The 14,893-nt window shown below is 61.2% G+C and carries 14 protein-coding genes; 10 read left to right on the top strand and 4 right to left on the bottom strand.

What is annotated here, in order from left to right; translation table 11 throughout:
- Positions 1–10: 10 nt before the first annotated feature.
- Positions 11–436 carry a transposase gene (locus tag E3O22_RS02865; protein WP_134394110.1) on the top strand — a complete coding sequence of 142 codons (426 nt, stop codon included), beginning with the start codon at positions 11–13 and terminating at the stop codon, positions 434–436.
- A 307-nt stretch (positions 437–743) separates the two neighbouring features.
- On the opposite strand, the gene E3O22_RS02860 is transcribed toward E3O22_RS02865, so the two are convergent.
- Both E3O22_RS02860 and E3O22_RS02855 read right to left on the bottom strand, forming a co-directional pair.
- Positions 744–1,154 (bottom strand): ester cyclase, encoded by a 411-nt coding sequence (locus E3O22_RS02860; RefSeq protein WP_134394109.1) that lies wholly within the window; start codon positions 1,152–1,154, stop codon positions 744–746.
- Between the two features lie 287 nt (positions 1,155–1,441).
- Positions 1,442–2,482, bottom strand: a complete 1,041-nt coding sequence (locus E3O22_RS02855; protein ID WP_347232331.1) for an alpha/beta hydrolase — start codon at positions 2,480–2,482, stop codon at positions 1,442–1,444.
- 159 nt (positions 2,483–2,641) lie between these two features.
- On the opposite strand from E3O22_RS02855, the gene E3O22_RS02850 reads away from it, so the two are divergent.
- Genes E3O22_RS02850 through E3O22_RS02830 form a run of 5 tightly spaced genes read left to right on the top strand, consistent with a single transcriptional unit; the run spans position 2,642 to position 10,738 of the window.
- Entirely contained in the window at positions 2,642–6,370 is a 3,729-nt protein-coding gene (locus tag E3O22_RS02850; RefSeq protein WP_134394108.1) for a nitrate reductase subunit alpha, read from the top strand.
- Positions 6,370–8,091 carry a nitrate reductase subunit beta gene (narH, locus tag E3O22_RS02845; protein ID WP_134394107.1) on the top strand — a complete coding sequence of 574 codons (1,722 nt, stop codon included), beginning with the start codon at positions 6,370–6,372 and terminating at the stop codon, positions 8,089–8,091. The genes E3O22_RS02850 and narH overlap by 1 nt, the downstream gene beginning before the upstream one ends.
- A complete protein-coding gene (narJ, locus tag E3O22_RS02840; protein WP_347232330.1) occupies positions 8,088–8,735 on the top strand; it encodes a nitrate reductase molybdenum cofactor assembly chaperone in 648 nt (215 codons plus the stop codon). Before narH ends, narJ begins: the two co-directional genes overlap by 4 nt.
- Positions 8,735–9,490, top strand: a complete 756-nt coding sequence (gene narI / locus E3O22_RS02835) for a respiratory nitrate reductase subunit gamma (RefSeq protein ID WP_134394149.1) — start codon at positions 8,735–8,737, stop codon at positions 9,488–9,490. The genes narJ and narI overlap by 1 nt, the downstream gene beginning before the upstream one ends.
- 27 nt (positions 9,491–9,517) lie before the next feature.
- Positions 9,518–10,738 (top strand): MFS transporter, encoded by a 1,221-nt coding sequence (locus E3O22_RS02830; RefSeq protein WP_134394148.1) that lies wholly within the window; start codon positions 9,518–9,520, stop codon positions 10,736–10,738.
- A gap of 44 nt (positions 10,739–10,782) precedes the next feature.
- Here the strand turns inward: E3O22_RS02830 and E3O22_RS02825 are convergent, their stop codons facing one another.
- Positions 10,783–10,965: a hypothetical protein gene (locus E3O22_RS02825; protein ID WP_134394106.1), complete on the bottom strand. Its 183-nt coding sequence runs from the start codon at positions 10,963–10,965 to the stop codon at positions 10,783–10,785.
- A gap of 199 nt (positions 10,966–11,164) precedes the next feature.
- Between E3O22_RS02825 and E3O22_RS02820 the strand changes: the two genes are divergently transcribed.
- The 4 genes from E3O22_RS02820 to E3O22_RS02805 all read left to right on the top strand — a co-directional run bounded on the left by E3O22_RS02820 (position 11,165) and on the right by E3O22_RS02805 (position 14,500).
- Positions 11,165–11,935: a hypothetical protein gene (locus E3O22_RS02820; RefSeq protein ID WP_134394105.1), complete on the top strand. Its 771-nt coding sequence runs from the start codon at positions 11,165–11,167 to the stop codon at positions 11,933–11,935.
- Between the two features lie 260 nt (positions 11,936–12,195).
- Positions 12,196–12,666, top strand: a complete 471-nt coding sequence (locus E3O22_RS02815) for a class F sortase (RefSeq protein ID WP_166786461.1) — start codon at positions 12,196–12,198, stop codon at positions 12,664–12,666.
- A 208-nt stretch (positions 12,667–12,874) separates the two neighbouring features.
- On the top strand, positions 12,875–13,285 hold the full coding sequence (locus E3O22_RS02810) for a hypothetical protein (protein WP_134394103.1): 411 nt from the start codon (positions 12,875–12,877) through the stop codon (positions 13,283–13,285).
- A gap of 222 nt (positions 13,286–13,507) precedes the next feature.
- A complete protein-coding gene (locus E3O22_RS02805; protein ID WP_134394147.1) occupies positions 13,508–14,500 on the top strand; it encodes a magnesium transporter CorA family protein in 993 nt (330 codons plus the stop codon).
- A gap of 88 nt (positions 14,501–14,588) precedes the next feature.
- Here E3O22_RS02805 and E3O22_RS02800 read toward each other — a convergent pair.
- The coding region (locus tag E3O22_RS02800; protein WP_166784536.1) for an IS3 family transposase at positions 14,589–14,893 on the bottom strand (305 nt) is incomplete at its 5' end.

Genomic DNA, 14,893 nt, shown 5'->3' with positions numbered 1-14,893 from the left:
CGGCGTTATCATGATTCTGTTAGGGCCGGGGCAGGGCGGTGACTCACCGATGTTCCCGGAGGTTTTGGGGAGTCTGCGAGTGCCGCGGCTCGGTGGCGGTCGGCCGCGTACGACGCCGGATCGGGCGATGGGTGACAAGGCGTATTCGTCGAAAGCGAACCGGAAGATGCTCCGGGATTGCGGCATTGAGGCCGTGATCCCGGAGCGATCGGACCAGGTCGCTAACCGGAAACGGCGCGGCCAAGCCGGTGGCCGCCCACCCACCTTCGGCAAGGTGTCGTACAAATGCCGCAACGTCATTGAACGGTGTTTCGAGGTCTTCAAGCAGTGGCGCGGCATCGCCACCCGCTACGACAAACTCGCCCTCACCTACCGCGGCGGTTTTGTACTCCGAGCGATAATTATCTGGTCAAAAGCATTAGGAGACACGCCCTAGGCGGTTGTGCCTAGAGAGATAGTTTAGAAATCGCGCGGAACTCCTGATCGTCACGGTGACCTGCCGGGTGCTGCGCCCCTCCAAACGAGCGTTCTACCAGTGGAAGCGCGACCCCACCTCCCAGCGCAACAGGGACGACCCGCAACTCACCAACGCCGCCTGGGATTTCGCCGAGACGACTCCGCGTTCGGATGCCGGTTTACCTCCGATAAGCCCGTCCAAGACGACCACGTCATGCGGAAATTCACCGCGACAGGCCCGAGCCAGCTCTGTTTCACCGGAATTACCGAACACAAAGCGCGGCAGGTTACGGAGCGAGTCCGAGCTGTTCGAGCATGCCTTTTTCGTCGCTGCTGCCCCACCGCTCTACGAGTTTCCCGGCCTTGAACCGACTGATCTGCATGCCACGAACGGACATTGATTTTCCACTCGCAGAATGGCCCATGAGGGGGCCTTGGTGGGTACCGGTGAGGGTGTAGGCGAATGCGACGTCGGTGTCATTCGCGACGACATGCTCAACTCTGATGTGCAAGTCCGGGAAAGCGGCAATCATTTCGGCGAAGAACGCCTGATAGCCTGCGGGGCCTGCGCCTTGGCCAGGAGCAGGATCGTTATCGACTACGTTTTCGGCCACGAGTTCGTTGATAAGCGCGAGTTCCCCGCTGTTGACGGCGTCACGGAACTTTTGCTGTGCGGTGATATTCGCTTCTTGACTCATGTTTCTACTTCCTTCTTGAAAATTACCAGGGAGAGGCTTGTGGGGGCCCGGGTGACCATACCGACATTAAGGTTCGAGGTTTCGCCAAAACAATCGTGAGCTCTGACACGCAAGCCCTGAGGAAAAGTTGCTGATCGACCCCGTGGTCGTGCCATAGACGAGCCGGCCAGCACCAGACCCGGTAGTGGTTTCAGTTTCGGTCAATCTATGCACGGCTACGATCGATCACAAGGCAAGGTCCTGCGCAAAGGGTTTTAACCTCGTCGGCGAGGGCCTTAGGCGGTTGGCTATTTCGCGAGGAATGCGAGGACGTGCTGGTTCCATTCGTCCTTGTGCGAAACGGTGAGACCATGCGGGGCGTCTGTGATCACGACGAGTTCACTGCCGGTGATGGACTCGTGAGTACGTTTGCCACTCACCTCGAATGGCACAATGGTGTCGGAGTCACCGTGTATGACCAAAGTCGGCACCGTGATTTTCGTGAGGTCGTCGCGGAAGTCGGTAGTGGAGAATGCGGTAACGCAGTCGAGCGTTCCCTTCGGCGATGCCATTTGTGCGATGTTGAGATTATAGGCAATCTGCGCGGAGCTAACCTTTGGAGTGTTGACCAGCGACGGCTTGCCGGCGGTGAAGAACATCTGCAGAAATTCGTGCAGGAACGCCGGCCGGTCTCCGGTCAAGCCGTCGTGGAACCAGTGAGCCAAATCGGAGTCGACGCCTCCGTCAGGGTTATCATCCGATTTCCAGAGGTAAGGCGGCACGGCGCTGGCGAAGACGAGCTTCGCGATGCGGGCGGTGCCGTAGGTACTGACGTATCGAGCGAGCTCTCCACCGCCCATCGAGAATCCGATCAGGGTGACCCCCTGCAGGTCGAGGGCATCGATGACCGCCTTCAGGTCGGCGGCAAACGTGTCGTAGTCGTACCCATCCCAGGGCTGTGACGACTGTCCGAACCCGCGACGGTCAAGAGTGATGACCCGATAGCCGGCCTCGACCAGTGCGGGTACCTGCCCCTCCCAGGACCTACTACTCAGGGGCCAACCGTGGATCAGTACGACGGGCTTACCGGCTCCGACGTCTTCGTAATGCAGTTCGACGTCGGGACCGCTGTGATCCGGGGCGGTGATGAAGGGCATGTTATCTCCTCGTAATCGGGACGGTTCGTTGGAGGCAATCGAAATAGTGCGGTCAAGAGAATAGGGGTTCGCTGGGAGAACGCTGTCAGTCGCCGATAAGAATTGCCTCGCGAGCCGCAGCCCTCCACGCCGGCGCGCTTTCGTGCGGACGCTGCTGAAGTAGGTCTTCGCAACCGACGTCAGTGCGATCACTTGTCGCTCGTAGTTGCGGCTTCCTGGCTCAAAGTGAGGTGCTTTTGAGAATCCCGGTTTAGCCCTGTTTCCCGTGATAACGGTCGCGTGATACGTGTCCACCATCCGGGTTCATGTGCACCACTAGCGGACTGAAAGGTCGATATATAGTATTCCCCCATGGCAGCTACTCCAGTGCCTGCCGGGTTGGACGGAAAAGCGTCGGACACCATGTTGGCGTTAGGCCGTTTTTTCACTCGGTGGGACCAAACAGATGATGGGCGCGCAGTGTTCCGTGAGGGCGGGCGCAAGGGCGATGTGTTCTACCGCGACCGGTGGAGCCATGACAAGGTGGTGCGTTCCACCCATGGGGTGAACTGCACGGGGTCGTGTTCGTGGAAGGTTTACGTTCGGGACGGCATTATCACTTGGGAGTCGCAGCAGACGGATTACCCGTCGGTGGGCCCCGACAGTCCGGAGTACGAGCCGCGGGGGTGCCCCCGTGGTGCGGCGTTCAGTTGGTACACCTACTCACCCACGCGGGTGCGGTATCCGTACGCCCGCGGTGTTCTCGTCGAAATGTACCGTGAGGCGAAGGTGCGTCTCCAGGACCCCGTGCTCGCTTGGGCTGACGTTGTGGACGACCCTGAACGACGTCGTACCTACCAGCAAGCGCGAGGGAAGGGCGGGCTCGTCCGGATTCCGTGGCAGGAGGCGATCGAAATCGCCGCCGCCGCCCACGTCCACACGATCAAGAAGTACGGTCCGGATCGGTGTTCCGGGTTCTCCCCGATCCCGGCCATGTCTATGGTGTCGCACGCGGCGGGTAACCGGTTCATCCAGCTCATCGGCGGGGTGATGACGTCTTTTTACGACTGGTATGCCGACCTTCCCGTGGCCTCTCCGCAGGTGTTCGGCGACCAGACTGACGTGCCTGAATCAGGTGACTGGTGGGATTCCACCTATCTGATGATGTGGGGATCAAACGTTCCTGTGACGCGCACGCCTGACGCGCATTTCATGGCGGAGGTGCGGTATCGCGGCACAAAGGTGGTGGCGATCAGTCCCGACTATGCCGACAATACGAAGTTCGCCGACGAGTGGCTGCCCGCCCAAGCCGGCACTGACGCTGCGCTTGCGATGGCGATGGGGCACGTGATGCTCAAAGAATTCTTCGTCGACCGGCAGGTGCCCTATTTCAGCGGCTATGTGCGCCGTTACACAGATCTACCCTTCCTTGTCCGGCTCGAGGAGCACGCCGGCGGTGGGCTGGTGCCCACGAAATTTTTGATGGCGGCTGACTTGCCCGACAAGGCGCATATTCCGGATGCTGCGTTCAAAACGGTCTTGCTTGACTCAGCGACTGGCGCTCCCGTGGTGCCCAATGGTTCCATCGGCTACCGGTACGGTGAAGCGGGCAAGGGCAAGTGGAACCTCGACCTCGAGGGTGTCGACCCGGCGTTGAGCCTTCTCGACGAGTCCGTCTCAGGCCAGCCCCCGGAAACCGCTGAGATCCGGATGCCCTGCTTCGAGGCACCCTCCGGGGAGGGGTCGATCGTGACTCGCGGCGTTCCCGTCCGGCGCGTGGCAGGGCACCTGGTAACCACGGTGTTCGACTTGATGCTCGCTCAATACGGGGTTGGGCGTCCAGGGCTGCCGGGCGACTGGGCGACCGACTACGACGACGCGTCGACGCCGTACACGCCGGCCTGGCAGGAGGAAATCACGAGCGTGCCGGCCGCCGCGTGCATCCGGGTGGCGCGAGAATTTGCCCGCAACGCTGAGGAATCGAAGGGGCGGTCCATGATCATTATGGGGGCCGGTATCTGCCAGTGGTTCCACGGTGACGCCACCTACCGTGCGGTGCTCTCGCTCGTGATGCTCACCGGATGCATGGGACGAAACGGCGGCGGCTGGGCGCATTACGTCGGCCAAGAGAAGACCCGTCCGATCACGGGATGGATTTCTCTCGCTAACGCTCTGGACTGGAGTCGACCGCCGCGCACCATGATCGGTACCGGGTATTGGTACATGCACACCGATCAATGGCGCTCAGATGGGTACTCGGCCGACTCGCTCAAGTCCCCTCTCGCTGATGGGCACTTCGACGGTATGCACACCGCGGACACGATCGCGCAGTCGAACAGGCTCGGTTGGATGCCGTTCTACCCTCAGTTCGACCGCAACCCGCTTGACCTCGCCGATGAGGCGCAAGCTGCGGTGGATGCGGGGGAGGCGCCCGACGCCGCCACCTGGATCGCCGATGCCCTCAAAAGCAGGCGGCTGACCCCCGCCATCGACGATGTCGACGCTTCCGAAAATTGGCCGCGCACCCTGGTGCTCTGGCGCTCCAACCTTTTCGGCTCATCTGCCAAGGGCAATGAGTACTTTTTGCGCAACCTTCTCGGCACTCACAATAACGTGATGGGGGCCGACCACGTGAACGCTGCCCGACCGCGTGATGTGAAATGGCACGACCAGGCGCCGGAAGGAAAACTGGACCTGCTCGTCTCAGCTGATTTCCGGATGACGTCAACCACGCTGTTGTCGGACATCGTCTTTCCGGCTGCAACGTGGTACGAAAAACACGACCTTTCCTCGACCGACATGCACCCCTTCGTGCACGCCTTCAGCCCCGCAATCGACCCACCGTGGGAGGCGAAAACCGACTTTGACACGTTTCGACTGCTCGCCGAGGAGTTCTCCCGCCAGGCCAAAACGCATCTCGGCACCCGACGGGACCTGGTCAGTGTTCCGCTGCAACACGATACGCCGGGGGAGATTGCTCAGCCGGGTGGGGTGGTGCGCGACTGGCGGGACACCGATATTCCGGCGGTCCCCGGTCAGAACATGCCTGTCTTCTCGATCGTCGAACGGGACTACACCGCTATCGCAGAGAAGCTAGCTACGATCGGACCCCTCGCGGAGGAACGCGGTTTCACCGTGAAGAACATCACTTATCGGATGGGGCATGAGATCGAGCGGCTCGCCCGTAGCAACGGGGTGATGCTCGGTGGCGCGGGGAACGGCCGCCCGGCCATCGATACCGATGCGAAGTTCGCCCAGGCCATCCTGAGCTTTTCCGGCACCACCAATGGCGAACTGGCCGTGCAGGGGTTTCGCGAACTGGAAGAGCAGACCGGTATGAAGCTCGTCGACCTTGCCGAGGGATCCGAGGAGAAGCGGGTGACTTTCGCGCAGACGCAAGCGGGGCCCGTCCCGGTGATCACGTCGCCTGAGTGGTCCGGGTCGGAGACTGGTGGGCGTCGGTATTCCCCGTTCACGATCAACGTTGAGCGGCTGAAGCCTTGGCACACCCTCACCGGCCGGATGCACTTCTTCCTCGATCACGACTGGATGCGCGACCTCGGGGAGGCCCTCCCGATTTACCGGCCCCCATTGGATATGCAGCGCCTGTTCGGTGAACCGCGGTTTGGCCCGAACGGAACCACCGAGATCACAGTGCGCTATTTGACTCCGCACTCGAAGTGGTCAATCCATTCGGAGTATCAGGACAATCTATTCATGCTGTCGCTATCGCGGGGAGGACCGACGGCTTGGATCAGCCCGACGGATGCGGCGGCCATCTCGGTTTCTGACAATGACTGGATCGAGTGCGTCAATTCCAACGGCGTGTATGTGTGCCGCGCCGTGGTCAGCCATCGGATGCCCGCGGGAGTCGTTTACGTCTACCACGCGCAAGAGCGCACCATCGATGTGCCGAAGTCGGAGGCGACGGGCCGCCGCGGTGGAATTCACAACTCGGCCACCCGCCTGCTTGTCAAACCCACCCACCTCATTGGCGGGTATGCGCAGTTGTCGTACGCCTTCAATTACCTGGGCCCCACCGGCAACCAGCGGGACATGGTCACCACAATCCGAAAGCGTTCCCAGGAGGTGCGGTACTGATGCGCGTGATGGCTCAAATGGGCATGGTGATGAATCTCGACAAGTGCATCGGGTGCCACACCTGTTCGGTGACCTGCAAACAGGCATGGACGAACCGAGCTGGAACTGAATATGTCTGGTTCAACAACGTCGAAACTCGGCCGGGGCAAGGGTATCCGCGTCGCTACGAGGACCAGGAGCAGTGGAAGGGCGGTTGGCAGCTAAACAAGAAGGGTCGGCTTGTACTGAAGGGGGGCGGACGCCTAAGGAAGCTTTTCGGAATCTTCGCAAGCCCCGTGCAGCCCGAGTTGAAGGATTATTACGAGCCCTGGACCTATGACTATAAAACCCTGATCGACGCGCCGCTGGGAGACGACTTTCCAGTGGCCCGCCCGAAATCTTTGATCACGGGTGAGGACACCAAAATCAGTTGGTCGGCGAACTGGGACGATGACCTCGGCGGCGCCCCGGAGATGGGTCACCTTGACCCCATCGTGGAAAAAGTTCGGCGGGAGTCGGAGGACAAGATTAAGTTTGCCTTTGAACAAACTTTTATGTTCTACCTTCCGCGGATCTGTGAGCATTGCCTCAATCCTTCCTGTATGGCGTCGTGTCCGTCTGGTGCCATCTATAAGCGCGTGGAAGACGGCATTGTGCTCGTCGATCAGGACAAATGCCGCGGCTGGCGCCAGTGCATCACCGGCTGCCCGTACAAGAAGATCTACTTCAACCACAAAACCGGCAAGGCCGAGAAGTGCACGTTCTGTTATCCGCGGGTGGAAATTGGTCTCCCCACGGTCTGCTCCGAAACGTGTGTCGGGCGCCTCCGCTATCTCGGCTTGTTCCTCTACGACGCCGACCGCGTTACCGACGCTGCCGCGGTGACGGATGTCACCGACCTGTACGAATCGCAGATGGATTTACTCCTCGACCCGAACGACCCAGAGGTGGCCGCCGCCGCTCTCGACCAGGGCATCCCGGGCGACTGGCTGGAAGCCGCGCGAAAGTCCCCCGTATACGCACTGGCGAAGGTGTACAAGGTGGCGTTGCCGCTGCACCCGGAATACCGCACGATGCCCATGGTTTGGTACGTGCCCCCGCTGTCGCCCATTGTCGACCTCCTCAGTGAACAGGGCCACGATGCCGAAGACAGCGGCAACCTCTTCGGTGCCATTGACGCGCTGCGCATTCCCGTCGAGTACCTCGCCGAGCTCTTTACCGCTGGGGACACCGACAAAGTCACCGAGGTGTTACGCAAACTCGCGGCGATGCGGGCCTACATGCGCGGTATCACGATGGGACAAGATCCCGACCCGTCGATCCCCGCCGCCGTGGGGATGTCTCCAGGCAACATGTATGAAATGTACAGACTGATGGCGATCGCGAAGTACGACGAGCGCTACGTCATCCCCAAGGCGCACGTTGAGCAGGCGCACGACCTGGAGGAGATGGGCTGCTCGGTCGATTTCGAGGGCGGGCCGGGCATGTACGAAGACTCTCCGTTCGGGGAGGCGAGTGGTCGGCCGACGCCCGTCGCCGTGGAGAACTTCTACGCGCTTCGAGATCGGCAGACTTCCGACACTCCCGCCGGCGAGCGGACGCTACGGGACCGCGTTAACCTCCTGAATTGGGACGGCAACGGAACCCCCGTCGGCCTTTTCCCCGAAAAACGGGACCGGCCCCGCGCTGCACCGCCGTCACCAGCGGACTTGCGCCCGCCGACGGATGGCGGTGCGCCGTGAGGCGCGACCGGGCTGCAGCTCAGAGCCTGGCGCAGCGGGTCTTCTACCAGGCAGCCTCGTGGTGCCTGTCGTACCCGGACGCTCAACTGGTGGGAAGGTGCGAGTTGATGCGGTCCGCACTGGCCGAACAGAGCCCGGCAGCGCCTGATCTCACCGCGATCATTGCGTACCTTGAGAACACCGCAATCGGCACCTTGCAGCGCTCCTACGTTGAGACGTTCGATCTCAGTAAGCATCATCCGCTCTACTTGTCATATTGGACAGATGGCGACACCCGTCGCAGGGGTGACGTGCTGGCGGCCTTCAAGCAGGTATACCGGGGGAGTGACTTTCTGACCAATACTCATGGTGAGTTGCCCGATTTCCTGCCACTGGTGCTCGAGTTCGCGGCTGTGGCCGGCCCCGTTGCGGGCCGGGACCTGCTCATCCAGTATCGGCCCAGCGTCGAGATGCTCCGGCTTTCGCTCACGGATCACGGGTCGCCGTACGCCATCGTGATGGACGGCATTTGCGCCACGCTGCCAGGACGCTCGCCGGCCGACCGGCAGGCCGTGCAAGCCATGGCCGGCGTCGGCCCTCCGACGGAAAGTGTCGGACTCGAACCGTACGACCCGCGCCTGCTTCCTCTGAACGCTAGCTCATGATGTGGGACGTGCTGCTGTGGGGAATTCTTCCGTATGTGATGGTGGCAATCCTGATCGGTGGAACTATCTGGCGCTACCGTTACGACCAATTCGGTTGGACCACCCGCTCGTCCCAGCTCTACGAATCCCGGCTCCTGCGCATCGGATCGCCGATATTTCATTTCGGGTTCCTCGCCGTTATCGCCGGACACTTCTTCGGCTTGGTGATCCCGATTTCCTGGACACTCTTTTTTGGGATGAGTCAGGACTTCTATCACCTCAACGCATTGCTGGTCGGCGGCGTTGCGGGGGTCTGCACTCTCGGTGGCATTGTGATTCTGATCTATCGGCGACGCAAAACCGGGCCGGTTTTCATGGCCACGACCACCAACGACAAGATCATGTACGTCGTGTTGACCGCCGCGATTATCCTGGGGCTCTGGACCACCCTCGCTAGTGTTTTCAGCGGCGAAAATGGCCACAACTATCGTGAAACCGTGGCGCCTTGGTTCCGGTCGCTTTTCATCCTGCAACCAGATGTTGCGGCCATGGCCGCAGCTCCATTCTCCTTCCACATTCACACCCTCGTGGGCATGCTCTTGTTCGTTGTGTGGCCCTTCACCCGGCTGGTGCACGCCTTCACCGCACCTCTGCACTACCTTTTCCGGCCCTACATTGTCTATCGGTCCAGGGATCAGGAGCCCGGGCTGATTCGACCGGTGCGCCGCGGGTGGGCGCCTATCGGAACCACGGACCGCACCCGGGAAAAACGCTGATCGGAGTTGCGGGCCATGGACACACCAATGGGCTCGAAAATGACGGCACTGCAGCGAGCACACCGCAGCAAGGGTGTGAACCTCACCCTCGCGACGCTCACCTCCGTCGTGTGCTTTTGGGCGTGGACGAGCGTCTCGCCGCTCGGAATTCGCTACACGGAGTCGATGAACCTCTCCTCGGCTCAAACGTCCGTACTCATTGCGATGCCCATACTCGTCGGATCGATCGGCCGCATTCCAGTGGGCGTGCTCACCGACCGATTCGGCGGACGCCTCCTGTTCACACTGGTACTGCTTGCATCCGCCCCGGTCCTTTTGCTCGTGGCGCTTGCCGGAACCCTCAACTCATTTGCCTTCCTGGTAGCTGCAGCGCTGCTGCTCGGCGTAGCCGGAACCGTGTTCGCGGTGGGAATTCCCTTTGTGAGCCAGTGGTTCCAACCGTCCCGACGGGGCTTTGCAACCGGCGTCTTCGGGGCAGGGATGGGCGGCACCGCAGTGTCGGCATTTTTCACTCCACGTTTGGTGGAATGGCTCGGATACGTTCCAACTCACCTCATCATCGCGACGCTCCTCCTCGTCACCGCAACATGCGTATGGATTCTGATGGCAGAGGCCCCCGGATTCACGGCCAGCACTGATCCTTTCCTTCCCAAGCTCACCGCTGCGGCGCGGCTCGGCGTGACGTGGCAGATGAGTTTTCTCTATGCGCTGGTCTTCGGCGGATTCGTCGCATTTTCCACCTACCTGCCCACGTACCTCCGCCAGATATACGATTTCGACCTCACTGCCGCGGGAACACGAACGGCTGGGTTTGCTGTTGCCGCCGTTATTCTCCGCCCCATCGGCGGAATTCTTGCCGACCGCATCGGTCCGAAGCCAGTGGTAACCGGGTCTCTGGCGGCGGTGGCCGTTCTCGCTTGGGTGGTGAACCTCCGTCCCGATGGCGAGATCCCCGCCGGCCTCACCTTTGTCGCGATGGCGTCGGCACTCGGTCTCGGAGCTGGGGGAGTGTTCGCCTGGATCGGGAGGAGCGCACCGCCCGCCAGAGTGGGGGCGGTGAGCGGCATCGTCAGCGCTGCCGGTGGGTTAGGCGGATACTTCCCGCCACTGGTGATGGGGGCCACCTACAACGCTGCGGAAAACAGCTACGCGATCGGACTAATCCTTCTCGCCGGTACGGCTCTGGCCGCTCTCATTTTCACGATCTTTTTTGTGAAGAACCGACCGTCTGCCACCACGACTGAGTGACATTTCCAAAGACCTACACCCGCTTGTTGGTGCCGGACGTCGCGTTATTCGATCTTGGCGGGGTCATCGTCGGTGACGTCGACCGAGTAGGCATCAGCTCGGTGGGTGGTGGTGGCTTTTCTATTTCTTCGGACGGATCTCGCCATGCGAACCAGGGTTGCCTCGTTGACTTCACTCTCTCGGAGGACGGTCGCGATCGCTTTGCCGGTGGTGATGACCCGCTTCACGGCTTCGCCTGTGTACCTATAAGTGAACTCCCGACGTGATCCGTCCACAGTGAACTGTGTGTCTTGTGAGCTGTCGGCCATCAAGGCCAGGGCCACTCTTGACATATATGGCCTGTACGCACAAACTCAACTGACGATTACTCTTTTATGTTTTCGCTCCGATATGTTTTCGAAAACTACCTCCTAGTAAGGGACTTTGATGAATAAGAAAACAGCAGTGTTGTTTGTGCCGGCGTTTGCTCTGGGCGTGGCCGTCTTGACTGGTGGCCCAGCTCTTGCTGCCACTGGTGACGCGTCCTATCAGGGGACGCTCGATGCGATCAACGGCAGTAACGGTAGCGGAACCTTCTCCATCCAGGTTTCCGGTGACCAGGCCACAGTCACTCAGACCGTCAAGGGTCTGGCCGAGACCTTCGACGGTAAGCCGTACCCGCACGTACAGCACATCCACATCGGTGCGAAGGGGGAGTGTCCCACCACGGCAGCTGACGCCGATGGAGATGGTGTGATCAGCACGACCGAAGGTCAGCCGTCCTACGGAGCGATTGGCACAACGTTGTCCACGAGTGGCGACACGAGTCCGGCGGCCGGAACTGATCTGACTCTTGCCGGGATGGGTGCAAACTACGACTACAACCGAACCTTCACTCTGGATGCCGCCACCGCGGCCTCGCTTGAGGCAGGCACGGCGGTTGTGGTGGTCCACGGGCTGGACCCGGCCACGTTGACGAAAGCTGCACAGGACGCAAAGAGTGACTTGGTTCCGAGTCTGCCCCTGGCAGCAACGTCGCCGGCTCTGTGCGGCGCCCTGAGTGCGTCGCAGGCGAACATGCCTGATGGTGGCGTGGAAACCGGCGGTGGCAGCACGTCAAGCGGTGCTGACATGGGTCTTCTCGCCCTTGGTGCCGGGGCCCTGGCCGCGGCAGGTGGCGCGGTGATGATTCGTCGGCGTCTTGCCGTCCGAGGCTGAGATCGGTTTGATCCCCGGTGATTATCCCGGCTGAAAAGCGTCGCCGCGGTAGCCGTCTGGCTACCGCGGCGGCGGTTCTGCTCTTCATCGTCGGCTGTGCGGCGACCGGTTTCGCCCTGTGGGGCAACCCTCCTCCTCCTCGACCGCCAGCCTCGGCTGCCGTGTCAGCCCCATCGCCGGAGTCCGTCTCCGCTACACCCTCACCGGAGCCCATCTCTGTTCAGCCGACTCCGCGGGTTGACCAGGTTGTCGGTCCGACCTTGACCGCCTCCGAGCCCATCCAGATCAATGTCCCCGCGATTGAAGTGGACTCTGTCCTGATGCAATTGGGACAAAATCCTGACGGCACGGTGCAGACGCCGTCGTTGGATGAGGCCTCTCCGGCCGGCTGGTATACCGGTTCGCCCACCCCTGGCGCGGTCGGACCTTCCGTCATCCTGGGTCACGTCGACTCCAGGGTGCAGGGGCGCGCGGTGTTTTACCGACTTGGTGAGATGCGTCCCGGCGACGAGGTTTTGGTTACCCGGGCCGATGCGACAGTGGCGGTATTCGTGGTCGACGGGGTGGAGGAATACCCGAAAGATGACTTTCCGCAGTTCGCCGTCTACGGCAACACCGATCATGCGGGACTACGGCTGATCACCTGCGGTGGAGAGTTCGACGAAACCACTCGCACGTACCCGGATAATGTGGTTGTCTATGCCAGCTTGGTGTCCAGCCATGCGGCGTAGCAGGACGACGACGCGTATCAACAGGCGTGTCTGGGTGCTTGCGATCGCGGTGGCTTCCACGGCTTTGCTGGTTGGATGCGCCACCACCTCCTCCGGCGCCGTGAACACAGTGGCCCCCGGAATGTCCATGCCAGGCACGTCGGCCTCCCCGACTCCGCAGTCGAGCTCGGCAGACACCGCGGAGGCAGGACCGTCCGCAGCATCACAGATGATTTGTGGCACCGAAACACGCGACAACATCACACGTGCGCTGGCTCTCGCCGCCCCGCCACACTCCGTCGACAGCTGGATCACTCGCCAATACACCTGCACCTACCATCTGACTGATGGAGAATTCGTGATCTCGGTGCAGGAATCCTCGGACGCAGCGTCTGCCCGCAGCTACTTCGACACGATGCAGGGAAACCTTGCCCCAGTCCAACCCATTGAAGGACTCGCGAATCTCGGATTGCCTGCTTACGAAACTACAGGCGGCGTGGTCGTCTTCCTCAAAGACAACATGACGTTACAAGTTGACGCCAGAAAGTTGACGGAGAAGGTCGGGCCGCATGGCGTCACCCGCACCGCGTTTTCCTATCAAGTAGCTACTGCCATCCTGGGCTGCTGGACCGAACACTAATCCGGCCGCGCATCACATGAGCCAAGCCCCGGCCGCCTCCAGCGGGACTCGGGTCCGATGATCCAGCCGGAGGTTGGCGGGGATCCGTGTGGCCACCAGGGACTGGGTCCTTGCGCATGCCAGAGACGTAACAGTGCGAAGACCATGCCGTTTGGACAAGGATTGTCGCCCGATGCACCTTCGTGAATCGCGAAACGAGGTCCCAGAAGATCACGGGTGGACATGGTTGACTGTGCCGTGCCCACTCCTCGTACCCGCTGTTACCGCGATGGTGTCCTCATCGACGAGAACTTTGCGCTGGGCGATGTGTCCGAACATCTTGAGTTGCCCAACACCGTGGTTTGGGTGGACCTCTGTACCCCGGATGGTGCCGACCTCGCACTACTCACCGAGGAGCTGGGGTTGCACGAGTTGGCCGTCGAAGACGCTACAAAACTGCGTCAGCGGCCGAAGCTCGATCACTATCCCGATCACTCGTTCTTGTCTGCTTACGCTGTCGGCTTCGATCCGGCCTCGAAAGCGGTTACCACCGACGAGATTGCCGCCTTCATCACGGCCCGCGCACTGGTTACCGTGCACAAAGAGAAAAGCATCGATTTGGACGCTGTGGTTGCCAGATGGGACTCTTCCCCCGACTTGGCGAAGCATGGTGTCGCCTTCCTGTTGCACGGACTGCTGGACTACCTCGTCGACGGCTACTTCGAGGCGGTAGAAACCCTCGACGAGGAAATCGAAGAGCTCCAGAACCAGCTGTTCGTGCCCTCGGCCGACCAGGAAGCCCTGCAACGAAGTTCTTTCGCGCTCCGGAAGAGCCTGGTAACGCTCCGGAGGGTGATCCTGCCGATGCGCGAAGTGGTGAACACGCTCCTCCGCCGCGACCTTCACCTTGTGGCCGACGAAATGGGTCCATACTTTCAGGACGTTTACGACCATGTACTGCGCGCTATGGAATGGACGGAGAGCCTGCGCGACCTCGCCACGAGTATCCTCGAAGCGAATCTGGCCCTCCAGGGAAACCGGCTCAACGTGATCACCAAGAAGGTGACCGGCTATGCCGCCATCATCGCCGTACCGACGGCCGTCACCGGCTTCTACGGCCAAAACGTGCCCTACCCCGGCTTCGGAGAGATCGGAGGCTTCTTCACTTCGGTAGCGTTGATCGTGGGCTTCTCCACGGTGTTGTTTTTCCTCTTCAAACGCAACGACTGGATCTAGGATCCTGGCCCGCACTCACGTGCGGTGCTCTCCCGCCTCATCCTGATGGGGCTGCCCCGAGTTCAGTTGACTCAAAGGGTTAGTGGTTTCAGGCGGCCTTGAGGGCCACGTTTATTGTCTCAAACTCGATCGGGGTGAGCTTACCGAGGCGGCGTTGCCGGCGCTTGCGGTGGTAGGTGCGCTCGATCCAGACCACCATCGCCAGGCGCAGTTCCTCCCGGGTTGACCACCGCTGCCGATCGAGGACGTTCTTCTGAAGCAGGGCGAAGAACGACTCCATCGCGGCGTTGTCACCGCATGCGCCGACGCGGCCCATCGACCCGGTGATGCCGTTGTTCTTCAGCACCCGCAGGAACGCGTTGGAGCGGAACTGGGAGCCTCGGTCCGAGTGCA

Origin of the sequence: Cryobacterium sp. TMT2-18-2, assembly GCF_004402245.1 — a bacterium.
Lineage (GTDB): Bacteria > Actinomycetota > Actinomycetes > Actinomycetales > Microbacteriaceae > Cryobacterium > Cryobacterium sandaracinum.
The sequence above is the reverse complement of the archived record's forward strand: the minus strand, read 5'-3'. Positions and strand labels throughout refer to the sequence as shown.

What these genes read in the sequence shown, in the direction of transcription:
- E3O22_RS02865 (WP_134394110.1), top strand. Translation starts at nt 11, where the DNA reads ATGATTCTGTTAGGGCCGGGGCAGGGCGGTGACTCACCGATGTTCCCG.
- E3O22_RS02860 (WP_134394109.1), bottom strand. Translation starts at nt 1,154, where the DNA reads ATGAGTCAAGAAGCGAATATCACCGCACAGCAAAAGTTCCGTGACGCC.
- E3O22_RS02850 (WP_134394108.1), top strand. Translation starts at nt 2,642, where the DNA reads ATGGCAGCTACTCCAGTGCCTGCCGGGTTGGACGGAAAAGCGTCGGAC.
- narH (WP_134394107.1), top strand. Translation starts at nt 6,370, where the DNA reads ATGCGCGTGATGGCTCAAATGGGCATGGTGATGAATCTCGACAAGTGC.
- narI (WP_134394149.1), top strand. Translation starts at nt 8,735, where the DNA reads ATGTGGGACGTGCTGCTGTGGGGAATTCTTCCGTATGTGATGGTGGCA.
- E3O22_RS02830 (WP_134394148.1), top strand. Translation starts at nt 9,518, where the DNA reads ATGGGCTCGAAAATGACGGCACTGCAGCGAGCACACCGCAGCAAGGGT.
- E3O22_RS02820 (WP_134394105.1), top strand. Translation starts at nt 11,165, where the DNA reads ATGAATAAGAAAACAGCAGTGTTGTTTGTGCCGGCGTTTGCTCTGGGC.
- E3O22_RS02810 (WP_134394103.1), top strand. Translation starts at nt 12,875, where the DNA reads ATGATTTGTGGCACCGAAACACGCGACAACATCACACGTGCGCTGGCT.
- E3O22_RS02805 (WP_134394147.1), top strand. Translation starts at nt 13,508, where the DNA reads ATGGTTGACTGTGCCGTGCCCACTCCTCGTACCCGCTGTTACCGCGAT.